Source organism: Agrobacterium tumefaciens (assembly GCF_009649785.1).
In the GTDB taxonomy this organism is placed as follows: Bacteria; Pseudomonadota; Alphaproteobacteria; order Rhizobiales; family Rhizobiaceae; genus Agrobacterium; species Agrobacterium tumefaciens.
Window position 1 is genome coordinate 1 of the sequence record NZ_WJOK01000030.1, and the last position, 18,008, is coordinate 18,008.

Annotated in this window: 20 protein-coding genes and 1 pseudogene; 2 read left to right on the forward strand and 19 right to left on the reverse strand. The window is 53.2% G+C overall.

Annotation, left to right across the window (positions count from 1 at the left end):
- Window positions 1-406 precede the first annotated feature (406 nt).
- From GH784_RS23575 to GH784_RS23595, 5 genes and pseudogenes are all read right to left on the reverse strand, one after another.
- A pseudogene (locus GH784_RS23575) lies at window positions 407-823 on the reverse strand (hypothetical protein).
- Window positions 820-1,086, reverse strand: coding sequence for a type II toxin-antitoxin system prevent-host-death family antitoxin (locus GH784_RS23580; RefSeq protein WP_111796734.1), 267 nt, complete (start codon window positions 1,084-1,086; stop codon window positions 820-822). The pseudogene GH784_RS23575 and the gene GH784_RS23580 overlap by 4 nt, the downstream one beginning before the upstream one ends.
- 146 nt (window positions 1,087-1,232) lie before the next feature.
- Window positions 1,233-1,724, reverse strand: coding sequence for a hypothetical protein (locus tag GH784_RS23585; RefSeq protein ID WP_246670494.1), 492 nt, complete (start codon window positions 1,722-1,724; stop codon window positions 1,233-1,235).
- Between the two features lie 328 nt (window positions 1,725-2,052).
- Window positions 2,053-3,306, reverse strand: coding sequence for a type II toxin-antitoxin system HipA family toxin (locus GH784_RS23590; protein WP_112493362.1), 1,254 nt, complete (start codon window positions 3,304-3,306; stop codon window positions 2,053-2,055).
- Window positions 3,303-3,614, reverse strand: a complete 312-nt coding sequence (locus tag GH784_RS23595) for a helix-turn-helix domain-containing protein (protein WP_236763089.1) — start codon at window positions 3,612-3,614, stop codon at window positions 3,303-3,305. The genes GH784_RS23590 and GH784_RS23595 overlap by 4 nt, the downstream gene beginning before the upstream one ends.
- A gap of 1,379 nt (window positions 3,615-4,993) precedes the next feature.
- Between GH784_RS23595 and GH784_RS23600 the strand changes: the two genes are divergently transcribed.
- Window positions 4,994-5,716: a DUF6892 domain-containing protein gene (locus GH784_RS23600; protein WP_210251793.1), complete on the forward strand. Its 723-nt coding sequence runs from the start codon at window positions 4,994-4,996 to the stop codon at window positions 5,714-5,716.
- A gap of 56 nt (window positions 5,717-5,772) precedes the next feature.
- On the opposite strand, the gene GH784_RS23605 is transcribed toward GH784_RS23600, so the two are convergent.
- The 10 genes from GH784_RS23605 to GH784_RS23650 all read right to left on the reverse strand — a co-directional run bounded on the left by GH784_RS23605 (window position 5,773) and on the right by GH784_RS23650 (window position 13,036).
- A complete protein-coding gene (locus GH784_RS23605) occupies window positions 5,773-6,408 on the reverse strand; it encodes a hypothetical protein (protein WP_162696463.1) in 636 nt (211 codons plus the stop codon).
- 221 nt (window positions 6,409-6,629) lie between these two features.
- Window positions 6,630-7,292 carry a GAD-like domain-containing protein gene (locus GH784_RS23610; RefSeq protein WP_112493365.1) on the reverse strand — a complete coding sequence of 221 codons (663 nt, stop codon included), beginning with the start codon at window positions 7,290-7,292 and terminating at the stop codon, window positions 6,630-6,632.
- A gap of 140 nt (window positions 7,293-7,432) precedes the next feature.
- Entirely contained in the window at window positions 7,433-7,960 is a 528-nt protein-coding gene (locus GH784_RS23615) for an SMI1/KNR4 family protein (RefSeq protein ID WP_111796728.1), read from the reverse strand.
- Window positions 7,961-8,178: 218 nt separating this feature from the next.
- Window positions 8,179-9,744 (reverse strand): DUF1963 domain-containing protein, encoded by a 1,566-nt coding sequence (locus tag GH784_RS23620; protein ID WP_112493366.1) that lies wholly within the window; start codon window positions 9,742-9,744, stop codon window positions 8,179-8,181.
- Between the two features lie 121 nt (window positions 9,745-9,865).
- Window positions 9,866-10,612 (reverse strand): class I SAM-dependent methyltransferase, encoded by a 747-nt coding sequence (locus tag GH784_RS23625; protein WP_111796726.1) that lies wholly within the window; start codon window positions 10,610-10,612, stop codon window positions 9,866-9,868.
- A 119-nt stretch (window positions 10,613-10,731) separates the two neighbouring features.
- Window positions 10,732-11,148, reverse strand: a complete 417-nt coding sequence (locus tag GH784_RS23630; protein WP_153793908.1) for a glyoxalase superfamily protein — start codon at window positions 11,146-11,148, stop codon at window positions 10,732-10,734.
- Entirely contained in the window at window positions 11,145-11,432 is a 288-nt protein-coding gene (locus GH784_RS23635) for a hypothetical protein (protein WP_111796725.1), read from the reverse strand. Before GH784_RS23635 ends, GH784_RS23630 begins: the two co-directional genes overlap by 4 nt.
- A gap of 21 nt (window positions 11,433-11,453) precedes the next feature.
- Window positions 11,454-11,702 (reverse strand): hypothetical protein, encoded by a 249-nt coding sequence (locus tag GH784_RS23640; RefSeq protein WP_112493367.1) that lies wholly within the window; start codon window positions 11,700-11,702, stop codon window positions 11,454-11,456.
- A gap of 192 nt (window positions 11,703-11,894) precedes the next feature.
- Window positions 11,895-12,344: a hypothetical protein gene (locus tag GH784_RS23645; protein WP_112494475.1), complete on the reverse strand. Its 450-nt coding sequence runs from the start codon at window positions 12,342-12,344 to the stop codon at window positions 11,895-11,897.
- 53 nt (window positions 12,345-12,397) lie between these two features.
- Window positions 12,398-13,036, reverse strand: a complete 639-nt coding sequence (locus GH784_RS23650) for a hypothetical protein (protein ID WP_111796722.1) — start codon at window positions 13,034-13,036, stop codon at window positions 12,398-12,400.
- Window positions 13,037-13,393: 357 nt separating this feature from the next.
- Between GH784_RS23650 and GH784_RS23655 the strand changes: the two genes are divergently transcribed.
- A complete protein-coding gene (locus GH784_RS23655; protein ID WP_111800605.1) occupies window positions 13,394-13,672 on the forward strand; it encodes a hypothetical protein in 279 nt (92 codons plus the stop codon).
- A 241-nt stretch (window positions 13,673-13,913) separates the two neighbouring features.
- Here the strand turns inward: GH784_RS23655 and GH784_RS23660 are convergent, their stop codons facing one another.
- The 4 genes from GH784_RS23660 to GH784_RS23675 form a co-directional block, all read right to left on the reverse strand.
- Window positions 13,914-14,372 (reverse strand): hypothetical protein, encoded by a 459-nt coding sequence (locus GH784_RS23660; protein ID WP_322919975.1) that lies wholly within the window; start codon window positions 14,370-14,372, stop codon window positions 13,914-13,916.
- A gap of 94 nt (window positions 14,373-14,466) precedes the next feature.
- Entirely contained in the window at window positions 14,467-14,826 is a 360-nt protein-coding gene (locus GH784_RS23665; protein WP_210251794.1) for a hypothetical protein, read from the reverse strand.
- Between the two features lie 435 nt (window positions 14,827-15,261).
- A complete protein-coding gene (locus tag GH784_RS23670) occupies window positions 15,262-16,020 on the reverse strand; it encodes an MOSC domain-containing protein (RefSeq protein ID WP_162696465.1) in 759 nt (252 codons plus the stop codon).
- A gap of 22 nt (window positions 16,021-16,042) precedes the next feature.
- Window positions 16,043-17,728, reverse strand: coding sequence for an FAD/NAD(P)-binding protein (locus GH784_RS23675; RefSeq protein WP_112493369.1), 1,686 nt, complete (start codon window positions 17,726-17,728; stop codon window positions 16,043-16,045).
- Window positions 17,729-18,008 lie beyond the last annotated feature (280 nt).

An 18,008-nucleotide genomic window follows, 5' to 3' on the forward strand; every position in this document is an offset into this window, starting at 1 on the left:
CCTATATAAAATCACCTGCTTATAACAGTGCCAAATTGACTGCGCACAAACAGGCGGACTTCTCCAGCAAATCTCTCATCTCTCCCGCAGTAATGGTGTGTTTAATTATTTATATGTTTTGCGCTCACCTCTCGACAAATTATATGTTTTACCGACCCTCTTCCTCCCCTGTTCAATTTACAGCCGCCCAATCATCTCTAAGTATTTTATTCCGTTAAATAATTATAAATACGGGAATATATGTATTAATGCCACCAATATGGGTAAAATATTCCAGAGGCGTATATCGGCGCGATTTGGCCCATCCAACATAGGATTGCCAGTCCGTCGAACGTGACACGTCAAGCGTGTACATCAAGGATCTGTCCGGTTTGTCGACCTGAGTTACCCAACATCACACGGTTCTTTATCGGGCGCGGTAAACCTCGCTGGACGACCGACGACGCGCAATAAACTCCCGAAGGACAGGGAGAAAAAAAGCTTTACTGAACCGTCCCACAGGTAGCTCCGGCTCCAGTAGAAAGAATGTCCGATAATGTCGCTGTTATACTCATCCAGAATGATCCAAAGCCGCACATCTGCATCAAGACCGGCCCGGCGCTTTTCAATGCGCAGGGATCTAAATAGCAAAACGATCAGTTTCCGGATGCTTCGTCGTGATAGGAAAGAAAAGAACCATGTCGCCGCCCGCACGGGCGAGCCTGACGCCAACAACAACAGGTCGCCCCTTCCGACCTTCGGTTTCACCGCGGGCAGCCACGCGGCTCCATAGATAAGGGTAGCGGATTACGACTGCAGTCTCGATCTTATCGAAACCGCTCACCGAACCGTCTCTTCAGTTTCCGCATAAGTGTCGACTGCGGCCTCAAATTCCTCTAGCAAAGCGTCAGACATATTATCAATAGTGCCAACCGCACGCAGATCAGACTGCCGCATCAAACGTTCATAATCCTCGATATTAAGAAGAACCAGACGAGGCTTGTTGCGCTGGGTGATCGTTACCGGATGACGAAGCGCCTCAGCGATAATATCACCCGACTTCCTGGAAAGATCACTCGTGGTGTAGGAATTACCTGAACCTGCCATCAAACACACTCCCGTCGTGTATCGCGAGGATAGCACGGTCACAAAAGTAAATCCATAAAATACAGCAATCCTGTAAATGCTGCATTAACTGAGCGCTGTGATAAATTTCATCCCTTTCACTGAATCTCAGCCCACAAGTCTTTTCTCTATGGTCTGACAGGTGAAGCTGTAGCCTCCAACGTCCGGAGAAAAGCATTTGCAGCCTTGTGCTTGTACACCGGCTTCAATGCCGTAAAATCCTTACGTCGCGTTCCGAAAAGGGTATCTTCCTCAATCCTCATACCAATCGTCAGCCATTCAAGCCCGCTCCACTCCACCTTGCGAAGCGCTACCAGATCCATAAGCGCCCGAAGAGGCCTGGCAACGAACGCAATCGAGCCGTTGAGCGGGACACGGTCAACACTCGTCATGAACCGATAATCGTTAATCGCCCGAGGATGATAGCTGAGGGTCCCGAACCCGGGCGTCGAAAAATCCTGGCTTTTGCGTCCAGGTGAAACACTGGCCGTAACAAACACCGCCTCCGGAATCCATCCATGAAACGACAGTGCTGTTTCGAAAGAGATATAGCTGCCCGGGGTTTTCGGCGCCGGCAAACGGATGAACCAGGTCACGTCGATAGCGTCGCGCCAGCACATAACAACCACGCTTCAGACGGATGAGATACCCGTCTTTCAAAGCGCGGTTGACTAGGCCATAACGGCGCGCGTCACTGCCGTCCAGCAACTCGGCGAATTGCCGGTCATTCAGAAAACGATCAGCCAATCCGGCCGCGGAAATTTGGTCCACCAACGAAGACATAATTCTTGATACTTCCAATTAATGAAAGTTTCAAAAATTTTTATACAGGTGCCGGAACCCGTTCCCGGTAGGACGCACCTGTTCGAGTATCGAGTGTTTTATGGCAAGGACGGCAGGCGTATCGTCGGTTTCGACAACGAACGTGGCAAAGGTGATCATCGGCCCTTAAGCCAGCCGATTACCATTCAAGAACCTGTCGAGTTCAGCGGTCCGAGTTCTGGATAACTGAACTTCCCCAGCAAACTCAGGCCATCGGTCAACGGCCGCTCTAACCTGTTCTATAACTTCCCGTGCGTCCTGATCAGAAATCGAGGCCCCTTTGGAGACTGCCAGAAGGTGGGACATGCCGGGATTCCTGCCTTCCCCGGCTATTGTCGCGCTGTGCTCTCCACCTGGTCCCGACGAAAAAGTAAGATCGTATGCGGGCGCCAGAGACCAGCGGCCATTCACGTCCATAAGAAAGGCGTGGTTCTTCGCATGGTCGTCGCGATTTCTGGCATAGACATTGAACACCATGTTTCGGAACATCTTCAGGACTTCCGTAGCGTCCCGGGTCATTATGTGAGTAAGCTTGTGCAGTTGCGCATAGCTCACACTCGCTTCACGATGGCTTGCATTCAGCAGGCCGCTTGCCGTGTGCATGTGGAGCCTGCCGGCAGGGGTCCTGTCAAAACGTTTCGTCGCAAAAAGCCGTCGTCCTTTCCTGGTCTCCAGCAGCAGGGTGTCGGCCATCGTCAGTCCTGCAGCGACGGCCATCAGCGAATAGGCTTTTTCTTCCGCACCGATTTCCCGAGGATCATCGGAACTCGGCGCCTTGACCATCCACCTTTCGAACCCCGGGTCCAACGGTTGGCCATAATCCAGAACGCATCTGTTTTCCGCTTGGTTGAAGCCGATCATAATCTTCGGCCGTGCGCCCGCGGATCCGCCCTGCGCACCCTGCAAGCCATCAATGTCAGCCACGTCCATTTCAGCCTGCACCAACTCGACCTGATCAGCGAACCAGTCGAGATCAGTGACGGCCTGAGGCTGCTGGTCGTCTGGTAATTCAGGAACATACGAGAGCGCGCCCATTCCTGTTCTGCCGACTGCAGACAAACGGTCGATCGGAGTAAGCTGGGTAAAGTCGATACCCGCCCGCTGAAGACGGCGGTCCAGCAACAAACGACCCCACCCATCCGGCAGGCTGTCGTTGAACAGCCCGTGAAGCCCGTCGAACGGATCGCGAGGCGCCGCAATCAACCCACTGGCCGCCATTATATGGAATGGAGAAATCAAAAGGGGCGCTGTCAGAAACTCCGCCGCGTACTCGAAGTAAGCCCTCCGTTCCCTGCCGCTCCAGGCAAGCGTCCCAAGCTTTTTCTCATTCCCTTCGAGCTCCAGATAAATGCTCATCTTCTGGATTGACGTGAACTTCATTTATTGCGCACACGCTGCTTGAGAGGACGATCAATGACATCATCGATATTCTGTGGCGGCAGACCTGGAAACAGCCGTTCGAATTCCGCTTCCGCCTCAAGAGCAAAGGCAATTTTCACCAGACTTTCGAGGGAAATTTTGCCGGTTTCTTCAAATAGCCTCAGCGATCCGTAGGAGACATTCGATCTCGCAGCCAATTCGCGCTGGGTCAATCCTTGCTGGATCCGTCGGCGCTTCATTCTGTCCGCCAGGTCCCGGATAACCTCCACAGGAGAAGACATTTTAAATGCTAACATATTATCACCCATGCGCACATCTGACACATTAATGCCAATATAATAGCACTTAAAAGAAATCGCAACTCACATGCATGCTCAGAAAACTCGGCTTTATGACTCGTTGCGAATTGCAAGACTGTATCATCGTGACCGTTTTCCACCATCGGTCAGCCGCTATAGGAACCCGACTTCTCCCTAAAACGGCCTTGCTGCCCGTCGCGCGTTATATGAATTCGCCGCAAATGACCTGCCTTCGTCTTTCAGAAAAATGCTGGCGCCTGCGAAAGCCTCACAATGGAACAGTCCTTCCGTCGCGGTCGAGATACTGAAGCCCTTGGCTTGCCACGCTGCGCCAGAAGCGTGCTGACGATCTACGCAACCGTCTCTTCCATGCCAAAAGGCGCATCCGGGGCACCAAGGTTCATTGCCGCCTCATTTGTCGTGACGCTTGCTCTAAGCAGCCGCTGAGATTAGACCTTTACCAAACCATTGCAATGTCTCCGACCGGCCCGCAACGGTCATTCGCCGTCGTAAAATTGGTCACTAAACTCTGACTAGTGCGAAAAGATTAAGCAACCCGATGAGGATAGCGCGCCTTCAGTTCGGCCTCAGTTCCAAGTTCCCTGATGAAGTCAGTGAAGCTTGGCGCGACATAACCAACATTTCCCCATCCGTAATTTGGGTGCTTGCCAAACACCTGCTTTCGGACATAGGGCAGATACAATACGTTTCCGAAGCTCTCCGGGCGAAGATCAATCAGCAGCGTGGAGTAGTTGTGCGTGTGAGCGGAAGCAGTTCGCGCGATATACGCGGCTTCACTCCTTCGAAATCCGGATGTGGATTACAGTAGGCCCTGATAGCACTGATCGTCATTTTTGCCCAAGGCACCAAGGATAGGTTCCCAGCGATAACCGACCTTTTCTTGAAATTACACTGGAAAAAATACGCACCAACTTCGATAGAGCCACCGATGGCTGAATACTTCAGTAAAAAACTCGATAGTCTTCAGGGATAGGTCTTTCTACCAGGAGCTCGATTTCGTCGATGTCCTCTCTCGTACTTGGTTGAAAGAAATCAGGACCTCCATTCTTTTGCAATTCCCACATTTTGAAGACTTGCGGATTGAGGCTTTCTAAATCCATGATGGTCTCTTATCCAAAAATTTCGTCTGAGCTAGATATGCTAGGTCGCGAAAAACCCCGATCATTTCCTACCTTGTGACATCGCAGAATAGAGAGTTTTGCAGCAGGCGCAATGTCCGCTGTTGGCGCTTCAGGGCCATGACGGCCGTCGGCCCATTCCGCGCACCGATCTTGCGCTGAGTCAGTGTAGGCTACTTTCGGTAAACCTGCTACTGAAGCAGGTCAGCGCGACAAAACGGCTCAATTTCATGGAGATATGGCACATTTATGCTGAAACGACGTGATTTCGTGGCCGCGGGAGGTATTTTCGCAACTCTTGGATGGTCGCGGATGGCTACTGCATCACGCTACCCTGCGCCTGGAGATATCTCGGGTGCGCCATTCGGTGATCCTAATCTAAAGCTTGCGATCCTATCCAGCCTCATTGACAAACAAATAATCGATCTCGGGACCCCACAACAGCTTGCCGAGCATGTTCTCGGGCGGCCCGTCGATCTTGAGAACGAAGGTTACAAGCCCATTCCCGCAGTTCGTGCCTACCTGGATCGCTATCCTCTTTCGACCGACCTTTTGAATGAGATCGACGAGCTTGTTCTGGATGGAGGCAGTTCCATCTATCGATATGTCTGGTTCTTCTGGGATGGAGAGGACGATATCTTCGACATCAACAGCCTTGCCGGGATCAAGCACTGCCCGAATATCAAGAGTCTTGATCTGACGTCGATGATCGGAACTGTGGACCTTCGTGACCTCCTGCCGCCATTCAAGATCGAGACCATAAATGCAGGGATTGCGTTAGAGAACATTCCGGCTCTGCTCGACATGCCCAGTCTACGAAGCGTCCGTGTCCTCGACGACCAGCTTTACGCAGATGTCACGACGCCGGGGCATCCCAATCGACAGGTGATGGAAGCGTTGAAGGCCAGGGGAGTCTCTGTCTGGGTCCATTGGGTGTCCAGTTACGATGAGAACCGCGCCGCATACCAATAACTGTGATCGTGGGTGCGCTTTCGAAAATTGACGCCTAAGGACGATTGGCACGGCGGTTATTTGACCACACCATCGAGATAGAGGTCTTCACCTCGTTGCAGCGGCGTGAAAGTGAAGTCGTCTTTTTTGAGAAAGCGGTCGAACCAGCCCAAAAGATCCTCTTGGGTCGCAGAGTTGCGATATCCGATCAGCTTGACGGTCAGGGGAGCACTGAAGGCTATATCAAAGGCAGTGTCGAACTGAGAGGTGCCAGAAAGCTGAACCGAAAACGTGCCACCACCGTCGTGACGAATGGAGATTGCCGCACGGGCGAAGAATTCATCGCTGTAGGTGGTGATTAGGCCGGGAGCTTCCCACCAATTCTCCCCAATCAAAGCGTTTTGCGTTCCCTCGCCTTGAAAATCCACCCGGATTTCTTCGAGGCTGCGAAAATCACGGTTCTTAAAGTGCTTCAAGGGAATTTTCAGCCACTGTGTATCCAGACCCGGGTTCAACCAATGGGCAACGCCATCTTCGGGGTCATTATTGGGATCGAAGAAGAATTTCGGAGAATTCATTTTCAGATCTAGACCGATGTAGTCCTCCAATGTTTGACCAGGCCAAGATCCACTTGTGGCTCGCAGGGTGATGCACGGCTCCTGGACTGCAAGGTCGAGCGGATAGCTCTGATAAACGAGTCTACAATGTCTCATGAAAATCTCCGGTGTAAAAAGTCTGCGTAATCCCTGACGGTAGCGATTGATGTCTGCGCAAAAGCTGCGACAGACATGCCCCAACACACCTGTCGCCTCCAAAGTCCGCCTTAAGCGCCGTCATCTCCTGTCGTCATACAGGAGAAATGGCTCGACACAGGTCGTTCATCCACGCGTGCACCTACGTCCGGTTTCGGCCCGATGCGTTCATTGGGCCGAGCTCATGAACCAATCACGCGCACCGGCCGAGGCGGAAAAGCGGCATTGTCCATCAACTGCATCTCATGCGCCTGCGCCAGGATCGCCATATGCGGCAACGCGTCGTAGATCGCGAGACTTTCCAGGGCTCTGTCGCCGCCAAGCGCCAGAATCGGTTGGAAACCATAGACCTGCCCAACGCCGAGCTTTCCCAGCTTGGCACATGCCGGTTTGAACAGCTTTTTTACCCTTGCATCATATTCATCGAGGGTAGGATCGTCGATCATCATCAATTGGCTGGTGACGGCCACATCGGGATCGAAGGTCTTGCCGCTCACAAGAGCAGGGCACGACGCCTGGCTGTTCACGAGGTTGATGACGACGTCCTGATACACTTCATTCCATGCGACGATCGTTCCAAACGCGCCGAAGCCGAGGGCATGCGTCTGTTCGGGTCTGATCTCGTTATCGCCATCGAAAACAACCTTCATGATTGAAGCAAATCGAGCGGGATCGCAAAACTGAAAATATCCATCCAATACGATCCCGGTGCCGTAATGCTCCCAAAACTCGATCACAGCGTCTGGGACTTGGCCTCTATGGCGCTCAATGTCGACCGGTTCTCCGCCATTGGGAACACCGAAGTCTTCCACGATCGAAGCAAGTCTGGCCTGGTATTCGTTCATATGGCGATTCCATCACTCCCTTCAAAGAGCAGCAATAAATCAGAACGACCGTGATTTGGGAACCCTAAGAGTCCACGCTTCCTATATGTCGCCATTGCCGCATGACCGCTGTTGCCCCACTGCGGTCATTACTTCGTCCATCAATCCTTTTCGAGGTTTTCAAGCCCAGTCAGGGAAAGAAAAAAATCTGTAAGGCTATCGGCCAACCTTATGATCCCCTTGGAGTTATTATCCGTCCCAAAGGGATCGGTGGCGCGCTGCCAAAAGTAGACAGCATTGTTTTCAGAATTGATCCCGTCGGCAAGAAGATAAGAATGCCCTGAATCGGCAGAACCAAAAAAAACCATCGGCAGCGTAAATTGGTCCTCCCAGACGGACTGAGAAATGAAGGTTTCATGGCGCTCCACGATGATATCGAAAGTCGATATGAGAACCTGAACGTCGTGCACGAACCGACCACCGTCACGGTCCTCGACAAGAAAGTAGTCGTTATATTCCGTCCCGGATTGACCATATCGTCTCAGCACATCCGCCAATTGGTTCGGGATCGAAAAACCTGTGAGCTCTGTGAAGCGACTGAAATCCCCGTCATTCCAAGTTGTGCCTGACACGACTTGAAAGCCGCACTTTTCCTTTAAAACTTCTATGGCGTTGTCGATTTGGCTCATGGATCGGTTGTCTCCCGTTTAAAAGGAACATGCGAGGGAGCATACGTAGAACCCGGTCTGCCGTCGATCGCGCTGAGTCAACCCGAATTCAATGCCCGGTATTGGCGCATCAGCGCCATGACGGCTATTGACGCAATTGGCGCGCAACGGATGCTCGACCTGTCGTTTCCATGTTGCGATTGTAACTGAAGCCATGGCGTCATGTCGTGATCTCTTACTCAACCAGAGTCGACAAAGGCGTAGACCCGCGAGAAGTCCGCTCGAGCGGCGTCATTTTGATTGATCATAAAAACGTAGTCGCCGTGATCACTGAAGCTGAAATCCGCTTCGCCTCCGGATGCGAGCTTGACCAGAATGAACCAGCCATCTGGTGCGGATATATCGGACCAGCCGTTTTGTGCTGCATGTTTCGCAGCCATCTGCTGGATTGCGGCGAGATCACGCACGCCGGTTATTCCGAACATCTGGTGCTGCGGTCCATCTCCGATTTTAAAGCGCTCGCTGACCGCGATAGAAAAATCCGACGGGTCTTCGATCCCAATATCAGCATAGGCCCTCCGGTTGTTGTTGGGGCCACGCTGGCCGAAGGGAGCGCTAAGCGAGCGTTCGAAGCGCAGCGTCTGCGCCGAGCGGCTGAACTCGTATTCGGAGGCGAAAGCCTTGACGGGTACCCCGTCACGGCTGAATGTCAAGCGACCGGCCTCGTCCGTGCTGACCGATAGTCCGTCGACAGCCTGTCCGTTCGGTACAAACCGCTTGAGGTCGCTATCCCAGACGATCATCTGCGATACCGAGATTGCCGTGTCCATCGCGTCTTCCGAAACTGTATGGGGCGTGAGACTTACGTCCGGCGGAGTGTAGAGGACGCGCCAATCCGTGTAGTCCGTTCCCGTGAAGAAGGAGATCAACCCGGATGCCGGTAGTTCTTCCGGGCGATCAGGCAAGTCATCAAGATTGATCTGGGCAAGATAATTGAGGTGTAAGCCGTTGTCGTCGCGCGGCCAATCCGTGTCGATGGGCAGATCAGGGCCTCCGCCGATGCGGCTCAGGCCAGTAATTTCGATGTCGGCGGCATTGCATTCAACCATGGCAACCGTCGGCATGACGATCAGACGCAGGGCCTCATGCTTATCCTGCAACCCAGCGTCAGCTACCGCCGCGTTGAAGCGCTCCTCAATACCTGCCACGGGTGCCATCGCGGCGGCTGCATTTTCGAGGCCCCGTTCTTCGTGGCTTTGCTGGATGGCAATGGCTGACACCTTCTCCATGCTGTTCTTCAGTTTTTCAACGACGGCTGCCGTCTCAGCTTCCGCCGCAGTTCTTACCTCATTCGCGGCATTGCCTTCGAGCTTGATGCGGAGGGATTCTAGCAGACGCTTAAAATCTTCCTCGATCTCGGCAAGCTCCGGCTCACTGACCATAGCAGTGGCGTGATACCAGGTAGAGCCATCGGCCGACACCAGAAGCGCACGCAGCCGATACCAGTTGCGTTTCTCCTTCGTCTCCCAATCCTGCAAACGATCCTTTACTTTGCTCATCTCGCCCGGCATGCCTGCGAAGGTCACGGCTTCGCGCCCAATGATTTTGCCGCCATCATCTTTGAGGCGGTCGCTGAGCCATTTTTCGGGCGATTTTCTCTCACGCTTAGCAGACCACACGCTCATCTGTGGTGAGAACGCCGTCTCCGGATGACGACGCAATCCGATTGACCCTGCCAAGACACGGGTATTTTCAAACATCGGATTTGCTTCAACGGAAAACTCCGGCGTTTCGACCAACTTCATATGAGACTCCCAGCGGACATAGTCGCATCGATACTCGGCCAGATCAGAAACTGGCGCAATCACCAGAAATGGCGTGACCTATTCGCGGCAGGTTCTGGCCCTAAGCGGTCATGGCATCGGCTTACACTTCGGCCAGCATTGTAAAGCTGCCCGGAATAGTTGGGTCTTCCCAGTCTGGATGCTCGTCGAGCCTTGCAACCCTAAATCCAGCGTTTATGGCTGCGGTCACGATCTCTCCCAAAGTCCAGAACCGGTACATGCAACGTCCTAGACTTTCGCCATCTTGGTCGGGGTTCGGGACGTCCGCTTCAATCAGGCCTGCCTCGAAGTAGTCATGCGGCCCTTCTGGCCAGTACAGTTTGCGTTGAATAGGATGAAATTCATTTAAAAGGAGAATGCCGCCATCTGCCGCAAGTCCCCGCATCACGCGGAAAAAGAGGTCTAGGTCTTGGTGGTAGTGAAGGATGCCAAGCTCAAGCAGCAAGACGTGGAATTGGCGGTTTCGGCCGAGTTCATTCGCCTTGAGGACATCGCTGACAGCGTAGTCGATAACCACACCCGCACACGCCGCGAGTTCAAGTGCAAAGCGCCTGTTCTCTTCTGCAAAGTCGATTACGAGAACCTCTGCGCCCATATGAGCCAGCGCGACTGCAACGCGTCCATGCGAGCCTTGCACATTGCAGATGCGCTTGCCCGCAACCTCGCCGAGATATGGCAGAAGTCGCCGGAGAACCTGCCTCGGCTCAGCAACGATTTTACGCGCTTCCGCCTCTGGGCTACCAAAGGCAGATAGCCACGCGGCGAACCGTTGAGCGTTCCAAGCGTGGCGGTTCGCTTCGGTTGTTTCGTCGGATGCTTCGCTTGTCATCGCTAGATACTAACGCGAGTTCTGATGTCTGCAAATCGCGCCGAGCGGTAGACGACTCTTGGCCCATTGCGGACACTGGCGACCGCGGAAATCGCCGCGAACCTTTAACGCACCGAGGCTCATAACGCGCTTAAAGTCAGGTGCGGCGTCCCGTTTGATGTCTTGCGTACGGAAGTTCCATTGATATCCACCGTACCTCTTACCACTCGGCCCATGTTCGAAAAGCTGTTGAAGGTAACTGCGTCCACCGGTTCATCGAAACGGACAGTCACGGAATAGTGCGAGCCCGAGGATGATAATGCGCTTATTTCGCCTTTAAATGATTGCCCAAGATACCGCCCCTGCACCCTTTGGTGCAGATGGAACGGAGGGTCAGCGTTGGCGAGGCTGGTGGACAAGGTGTTCCAGTCGCGCGCCGTCTGTCGGGCGACGAGCTCCAGTGCCTGGGCATGGCCCAAGACGTTACCGTCTGCGGCGAGTACGCTCCGCGGAGATTTTGCGTGCGATTTGGCTTCTGCAATGGTTCTGACTGTCATGACAGATTCTCCACGGCCTTGAGCCCGATACCCGCGTTTCCCCTCGCCTTGAGGGCGTCGGCAAGGATAAGAGTTGCGATGATTGCGGCCACACCATCTGCCAGCGGAAAGGCAAACCAGATTGCGTCCGCGCCCAACATTGCCGAAGCGATCGTGAACAAGACAGGTAATAGGATAAGCGGCTTGACCATGGTCAGAAGAGCCGCGCGGGCCGGTCGGCCGATGGCTTGGAAATATAGACCGAGCACAAGAACTGGTCCGGAAAAGAGATAGACCGCAGCCATGGGGCGAAGCAACCGGCCGACCTAACCGATCACATCCGGATCAGCGACAAAGGCTGCTCCGACGACTGTGCCTTGGCCCAGCAACAAAACCTCCACGGCAAGACAATAGAGCAATGTTGTTGCGGCAGCGATCCGCAGGACCGCATCCGAGCGGGAGTAAAGCCGCGCTCCAACATTGTTGCCGACGATGCTCTGCATCGCCATCGCGATCGCTATGATTGGCAGGAGCAGGTCAGAACCCCGCTCGATTGGGTCTCCGTCTGCGGCCAATGGCTCTTTCACACGGAGTATGCGGGTATTCCCCTCACCGACCTCGAGGTGTCCCGGGCATCTTTGCGAAAAGAGAATGCTGCGGCGCACCGCGTATGCGTTGAGACCGCGAACCGCTTCAACCATTGAACCGAGCGCACATGCCGGGCGAATACACCGGGATCTTAATCTCGAAATTGCGTAGCCGGCTATTCAGGCACTCTCGAAATTCAGATCTGCCCAATAGTCGAATAAAGCCCTGACCTGCCTCTTAGGTTCGACTGTGCCGCTGCGCACGAGGGAAGAATATGTTTTCCCGCCGCGGGCTGATATTTCGGTGATCAACGTTGCAATACGCTCGCTCGATGCGGCAACGAGGTAAACATCGCGATCATCACTTACATAAACCAACGCGTCATTCGGTGAGAGAATATACTTGTCGCTATCCACAAATTCACTTTCCAGTTTCACAGCCTCGGAAAACGAGGAGGCGGGCGATTGCTCAATTGGTTTATCCCCGCTTGAGACGAACAATTGACGCGAGCCGAAAAATGCCTTGAAGGCTTCAAATTCGGCGTCATCCAGCCAATCCACCCCAAAGAAGATCCTCCAACCGTTCCTGCGGCAGAATTCCTTGTCTATTCCATAACGATCGGATTGCATCGTTGACTCATGTCGACGGCCTAACGGATATTGGTAATATAGACATATTCGCTTTAGTTCGGCTCTTTGATCACCGCACGGTCTATCTGCCTATCACTGAGCCGATGTACGACAAATCCCTCACCCGCGATTTTGGCGGCGCCAATATTCATTATTTCGTTGGATGAGATCCTGACCGATCGGCTAAAACTCTCATCAACGTCCGGCCCATAGATGTGGATCGTTGAAACTTCGCCCCAGTCCACCCGTGTTCCTGTCTTGTGATCGGTATAATATCCGCTGCCCACCAAAATGCGCTTCGTGCGCAGGGCGGACGGCCTAGTGTTATCGCCGGGAACCAGATTAAACCCGTAAGTCCCATCGGCTGGATAGTCGAACTCGACAACGGAAACCTTGCTGGAGACCGTCACCTCCAGCAATTTATCCCCGTCCTCGATCACCCGAGATTTCGGATTATTCCGAAGCAGGGAATTCTCCGGTCGCTTGGGCAGTCTATCCCAGACGTCCCGGGAGACCTTTTGGGGCACCACGAGAACCGTTCCGCCGGTTTGAAGCACAGCATTATCGACAATTATCGTGACCTGAGTTTTTACTGGCTTTATTACCTCAGCATTCGCCGCCGCCCCGGACGTCTCCGAGAAAACAGGCAATGCAACCGCAAGAATTATTAGTCTAACAAACACGCCAATCATGCTAAACTCATTTCTATTTCTGCCGACATCATCTCGATTTTCTCGTCTTCCTCGACAAAATTTTCAGATCTTTGGTTTTTATATTTCCGTCTACCTACTTCCGGCGCAATCCGATGCTCTAATATGCGACCTCACATGACAGTTTATCCCTGTGTCCGCATCAAGGTCGTGGGAAGCCCACTTTCCGCCTGTCCGAATTATCGCGCCACATCATTGTCAGATACTGGACGAAAAAATCGAAATTGCGTAGTTTTTAAAGACAATTGCATCCATTGAAGCGGTTTGGCACTTCGTCTCCCACGATTTGATTCAAACTCGGATACGTCGCCGTTTCAACCGATCGCACAGGAGAAAAGCTTGCTGATACTTGAGATCGTCATTTTTTCTGCGGCTCTTATCGCGGTTGGCCTTCTGGCTGTGCAACAGATTATCGCGCAGGTTCGGGAGTATAATTTCTACAAGAAGAATGGTGGTGATTTTTCTGTCGACAGCGAAATGGATCACGTCAAACTTGACAGATCCATGCACTACAACGACCTCCGCCTCACGAACTGGCAGCGATTTTATCTCTTCCGCCCGGCCTGCATCGCCATGCTCGTCTTTTTTTGGGCTATGATGATAGTCGATCTGCTTTAACCAAAGCGCCGACCTTCTATGTCAGCGGAATAGCGAAAGAGTTTTCTTCTCCCGAGGCGTTGCTCCTTGCAGAACAGCTCATGCTGGTCGAACATCTAGAATCTGCTTCCAGGCACAACACGATCATATAGTTAGGTGTCGTCGTGAAAATGTCGTGCTTTGGCTACCCTTGTGCCGGCCAGCGAACACATTCCCGGACCCTTCCAGCACATCCATGATCCGCCATCAGCGGGCTCGCCCGCTATTCCCCGATCGTATAGTTCGATGCTACGCCGCGAAGATGCGTGACTGTCGCTTGCGACAAACCACCACTGCCCAGATATTCAGCAAAGCTGTAGGAGAATATGTCACTTCGTTCTATCGCCTGGACCAAATTGGTATCACCAAAGACAACGAGGTATTCGTGATCCTCCGGCGCCCAGATCCAGAGATCATGACCTGAAAAATGGATCAGAAGGTTATAGGGCGAATTTTCAAACAGCGCATCAAGCACCAACCCGACCGGTTGCGGTGAAAATTGGCACGGAGGCTGACCGAACTCGTAAGCAGTGAAATCAATCCCGTTACTACCGATACGCGCGGCCACAAGAGCGACTTCCTCCCCACTTGGAAATTCGGGATAAATCCTCGCCGCGAAATTCCTGTTTTGGATGGCCTGATGGTCGAGCGTGCAATCTTTCCCAATGAAGTCCAAAATCACGAGAATCCTCTTCAATCGCCGTGGAAGCCAATACCACCCAGACCGATATCTCTCCTATTGAGACGAAATGACAGCGCTACCGGGAGCAACTGGCTCATTTGGAATCCCTCACAAACGCTACAATCGCGCTCCAGGATAACGATAAAACACGGCCCGCAGGGAAACGCTCGATAGAAACGGCAGATTTATCCTCGCTATTGAAAGCCAGATCGAAAGTGGAAGCGAATATCCGCGCCCATCCCTCATTATAGGTGGCACCTTCAACATAAATGACGCTCATCGATGGCCAACTCACCTGCTCTTTGGTTTCCGGATCGGCCACCTCAGCGCTGCCTGTTAAAACCTCCCGAGTTTTAAGGGGCGCGGCGTTGCTGCCAGGAGGAGATTGAAACTTAAAACTGTAGGTTCCGCTCTCAGGGTAAACAAAATCCACGATAGAGGCAGGCGACGACACGCTTATATGGAACGCCTTTTCGCTTGCCTCCCCAGGTGCCGAATCTGCAGCTAGGGCGCGCCATTATCATCTGAAACCTGACGACCAGATATAATTACCGCCCCACCTTCTTTATTAAACGGCTCATCAACGGATATAATCAAACGGGTCGAGAATTTCGGCTCTTTCGTCTGGCTTGATTACGATGATACAGTCAAAGCAAAAAAGACGGCTAAGCTGATAGCATTCTTCACGATTCTCATCCCTTTTTGCGCAGCAGTGGGGAACACGAAATACCACCTGCCTTCGTCGGGAAAGAGATTACATCTCTCAAGCCCTCAATAATAAGCAGTCTTAATTGTTGCGTTGGTCGGCACGCGCTTTGGCATACCTGCCGAGAGGTACACTTAAATAACCCCTGCGAAAGCGGTGACGCATCTCACTGCAGACAACTGGCTACCCGACGTGTTTTTTCCCGGTAGTGCCGATCTCAATAAGGCCTGTTGTCCTGGGCTCACAATAAATGCCAAGCGCGCGACTGGTGTTTCTCAGCATCGTTCGGAGGATTTCAGGCTGCTCCTTCAGTTCCGGCTGGGCGATAAGTGTCATGCCACAGCGTTTTGTCGTTTCCGTCACCGTGACCTCAACTGTGCCGAAACCGATGGCGTCGCCGATCCAGCCAAATTCTGAAAAGCCGGACATGTCTCGCGTTTCAAGTAGGATGTTGGGACGAAAACGCAGCCGGTCGATAGTGCTTTGTGGCGTCATCCGCTGAAGTTCGCACAACGAGGAGGTAGTCACTAAATGCAGGGGCGATACCGAATAGCGATTTCTGATTTGCGGAAGAGAGGGTGCCAGAGGATCCGCCGCGGCATAACTGCCGATCGCCACTTCAAATCCGAAATGCGCTGACAGCGCCTGCGGCAATTGAGAATCTTCGAGGTATAGCCATCGTCTGTTCGGAAACCCAATACGAACGCCATTCTCATCCATGGCGCTCTTAAGAAAAAGCGCCGGGCGCCAACGAGCGTCTTTTTCCGGCGCAGCGACTACGCCGGACACGGGATCAAAGAGGCCGAAACGCCTATCTCCCGTGATGCCATTCAGACTGATGTCGGCCTCATGGCATATTTCCCCGCCGAGCGAGCTCACTGGGTATCGCCATATTTCTACGATTTTCCCGATTGCCGGCATTGGTCGAATGCGCTCAGTCATCATCACTTCCCGTCTGCTACTGTCAGGCCGTTAAAAGTATCGACGGAAATGCGGTTTTGCTCAGGTCTTCCAAAATGGCCTCCGCAGCGGTCTCGCCCAGTTCCGCTGCGCTTGTTATGCCCTGAACGAACGGATGCTTGTGCAACAAAAAGGGAATGGCCACACAGTAAAGGCGGTTCGACAGCAGGCCCGTATCGAGCGGACGGTAACTTTCATCCACCGCTATACCACCGGTTCTTCTGACAATTGGGTCGTTCTCTTCAATAGCTAGTGGAGTCCCGGACTCCACTGTCATTGCTGGTTTCACAGTCCCGCGCCGCAGCGAAGGGAAAGGCAGGTCCCGGGCGGAGAGGGCAGTCTGGCCAGTGGCATCGATAAAGCTGTCGAATATCTCTTCGGCATCCCTCATCCGCACCCCCGCCCCGCGCGAAAGACCATCAGTATCGATGGAATAATCGTCGCCGAGCCGCATAATCTCGAGCCGGCCGGCATTCCGTAGTGCAAGAAGACGCTTGATCGACAAATGCGGAACTGTCGCATAGTCATCAATGAAGACACTTTTGAACGACTTGTTAAACCGGCCCAGATCCTGTGTGTCCAAATGTGGGATCGCCCGCGCGATAATTTCGTGTGTTATCAAAATGGCGTAGCGCCAAGGTACCGTGAAACGTTCCCGGGCATTATGCTCGACTTCCGCAAGGTTCGCTGCTGCCCAGGCGAATGGATCAGTGGCTGACCGGCGCCCATAATAAGCTTCCGCGAAACTATCGACGGTAAGGCTGCTCAAGCCTATCTCAGAGGCGTAGTCGGGATCAGCAGTTGCGATTTCACGGCGAAAAAGTTCAAACACCCTGTCGAGCAAACCAACCGGTCCTCGTCCAATCTCCTTATCCACGGCCTCCTGCGTGCACACATTTGGCATTGAATATGGAAGCGGGCCGTAGAAGTCAGCCTCCGGCAACAACCCCTTGCGCGACATCATCACGGCCGAGAAATTCTCGTGGCCGGTGGCAGCGTGAAACTGCAATATTCCCGCGTCATCATGGATAAATGAACCGCACGATACCGCGACGGTTAACAGGGAATCGATGCCGCTCAGAGACGTTCCCAATATACCAAGCCGACCGTGGCAGGCAGCCTTAAGAGCTGCCGCCGGCCATGGAGACGCAAAATAACCGGGTCTCACCTCGGTTTTATCTGGCCAGTTGTGGCCGGTCGCCATCACGACGTGGTCGAAAATGGCGTCAAAACTGCCATCATTCGTATCGACGCTGACGCGGATCTGATCGATACCGAGAACGATATCCCTGACACAATGGCCGGGGCACACATCGACCTCATGCCCGCGGTTCCTCGCGTCTCTCACAATGGCTGTGAATTGTGTGTGAAAATAATCGCCCAGAACGAGCCGTGGATAAAATTCGCGCTCATTGATTCCAGATCGCACAATGGAGAAGCGGCTCAGATAGTCGTCACTCTGGCTGTACAGCCAGTTGATCAGCGACATGGGCATTGAAGGTATTTCAATGCTGGGGATATTGGACAGCATTACCGGATCGTTGGCGCCGGGAAGATAGGGCGTCCCCTTTCCGGCCAGCATTTCGGCTTCGTAAACGGTGATGGAGAGTGGTGCGGGAGACTGAACCAGACGCTGAAGTGTGAAAATACCGGTGGGACCTGACCCAATGATGCAAACTCGACTGCCCATACGCACGTACTCCAATGCCATCTATTACAGCAGTAGGTCATAACGGCGAGACGGGCGTCGCGTTCCCGCAGCGTTCCGTTTCGTACGGTCTGTGACAAAGATGCCCGTAAACAAGCTTTTCGGACGGCCCGACGCGCGCGGTAATGAACCGGTTCACTATCGCTTTGGCACATGTGCGTGACGAAACACGATGTCATCATAGAACTGCTTCCTAAAAAGCACTTCGCGGTAGAACATCTCGAATAAAGCTTCTTCCCCTTCACGTCGCGGCATGCACGCA

Bases quoted from the DNA above. Each gene is read 5' to 3' on its own strand.
- GH784_RS23600 (WP_210251793.1), top strand. From the start codon at position 4,994: ATGCTGAAACGACGTGATTTCGTGGCCGCGGGAGGTATTTTCGCAACT.
- GH784_RS23590 (WP_112493362.1), bottom strand. From the start codon at position 3,306: ATGAAGTTCACGTCAATCCAGAAGATGAGCATTTATCTGGAGCTCGAA.
- GH784_RS23610 (WP_112493365.1), bottom strand. From the start codon at position 7,292: ATGAACGAATACCAGGCCAGACTTGCTTCGATCGTGGAAGACTTCGGT.
- GH784_RS23585 (WP_246670494.1), bottom strand. From the start codon at position 1,724: ATGTGCTGGCGCGACGCTATCGACGTGACCTGGTTCATCCGTTTGCCG.
- GH784_RS23630 (WP_153793908.1), bottom strand. From the start codon at position 11,148: ATGACAGTCAGAACCATTGCAGAAGCCAAATCGCACGCAAAATCTCCG.
- GH784_RS23605 (WP_162696463.1), bottom strand. From the start codon at position 6,408: ATGAGACATTGTAGACTCGTTTATCAGAGCTATCCGCTCGACCTTGCA.
- GH784_RS23670 (WP_162696465.1), bottom strand. From the start codon at position 16,020: ATGACTGAGCGCATTCGACCAATGCCGGCAATCGGGAAAATCGTAGAA.
- GH784_RS23675 (WP_112493369.1), bottom strand. From the start codon at position 17,728: ATGGGCAGTCGAGTTTGCATCATTGGGTCAGGTCCCACCGGTATTTTC.
- GH784_RS23625 (WP_111796726.1), bottom strand. From the start codon at position 10,612: ATGACAAGCGAAGCATCCGACGAAACAACCGAAGCGAACCGCCACGCT.
- GH784_RS23615 (WP_111796728.1), bottom strand. From the start codon at position 7,960: ATGAGCCAAATCGACAACGCCATAGAAGTTTTAAAGGAAAAGTGCGGC.
- GH784_RS23595 (WP_236763089.1), bottom strand. From the start codon at position 3,614: ATGGGTGATAATATGTTAGCATTTAAAATGTCTTCTCCTGTGGAGGTT.
- GH784_RS23645 (WP_112494475.1), bottom strand. From the start codon at position 12,344: ATGCAATCCGATCGTTATGGAATAGACAAGGAATTCTGCCGCAGGAAC.
- GH784_RS23635 (WP_111796725.1), bottom strand. From the start codon at position 11,432: ATGGCTGCGGTCTATCTCTTTTCCGGACCAGTTCTTGTGCTCGGTCTA.
- GH784_RS23580 (WP_111796734.1), bottom strand. From the start codon at position 1,086: ATGGCAGGTTCAGGTAATTCCTACACCACGAGTGATCTTTCCAGGAAG.
- GH784_RS23620 (WP_112493366.1), bottom strand. From the start codon at position 9,744: ATGAAGTTGGTCGAAACGCCGGAGTTTTCCGTTGAAGCAAATCCGATG.
- GH784_RS23650 (WP_111796722.1), bottom strand. From the start codon at position 13,036: ATGATTGGCGTGTTTGTTAGACTAATAATTCTTGCGGTTGCATTGCCT.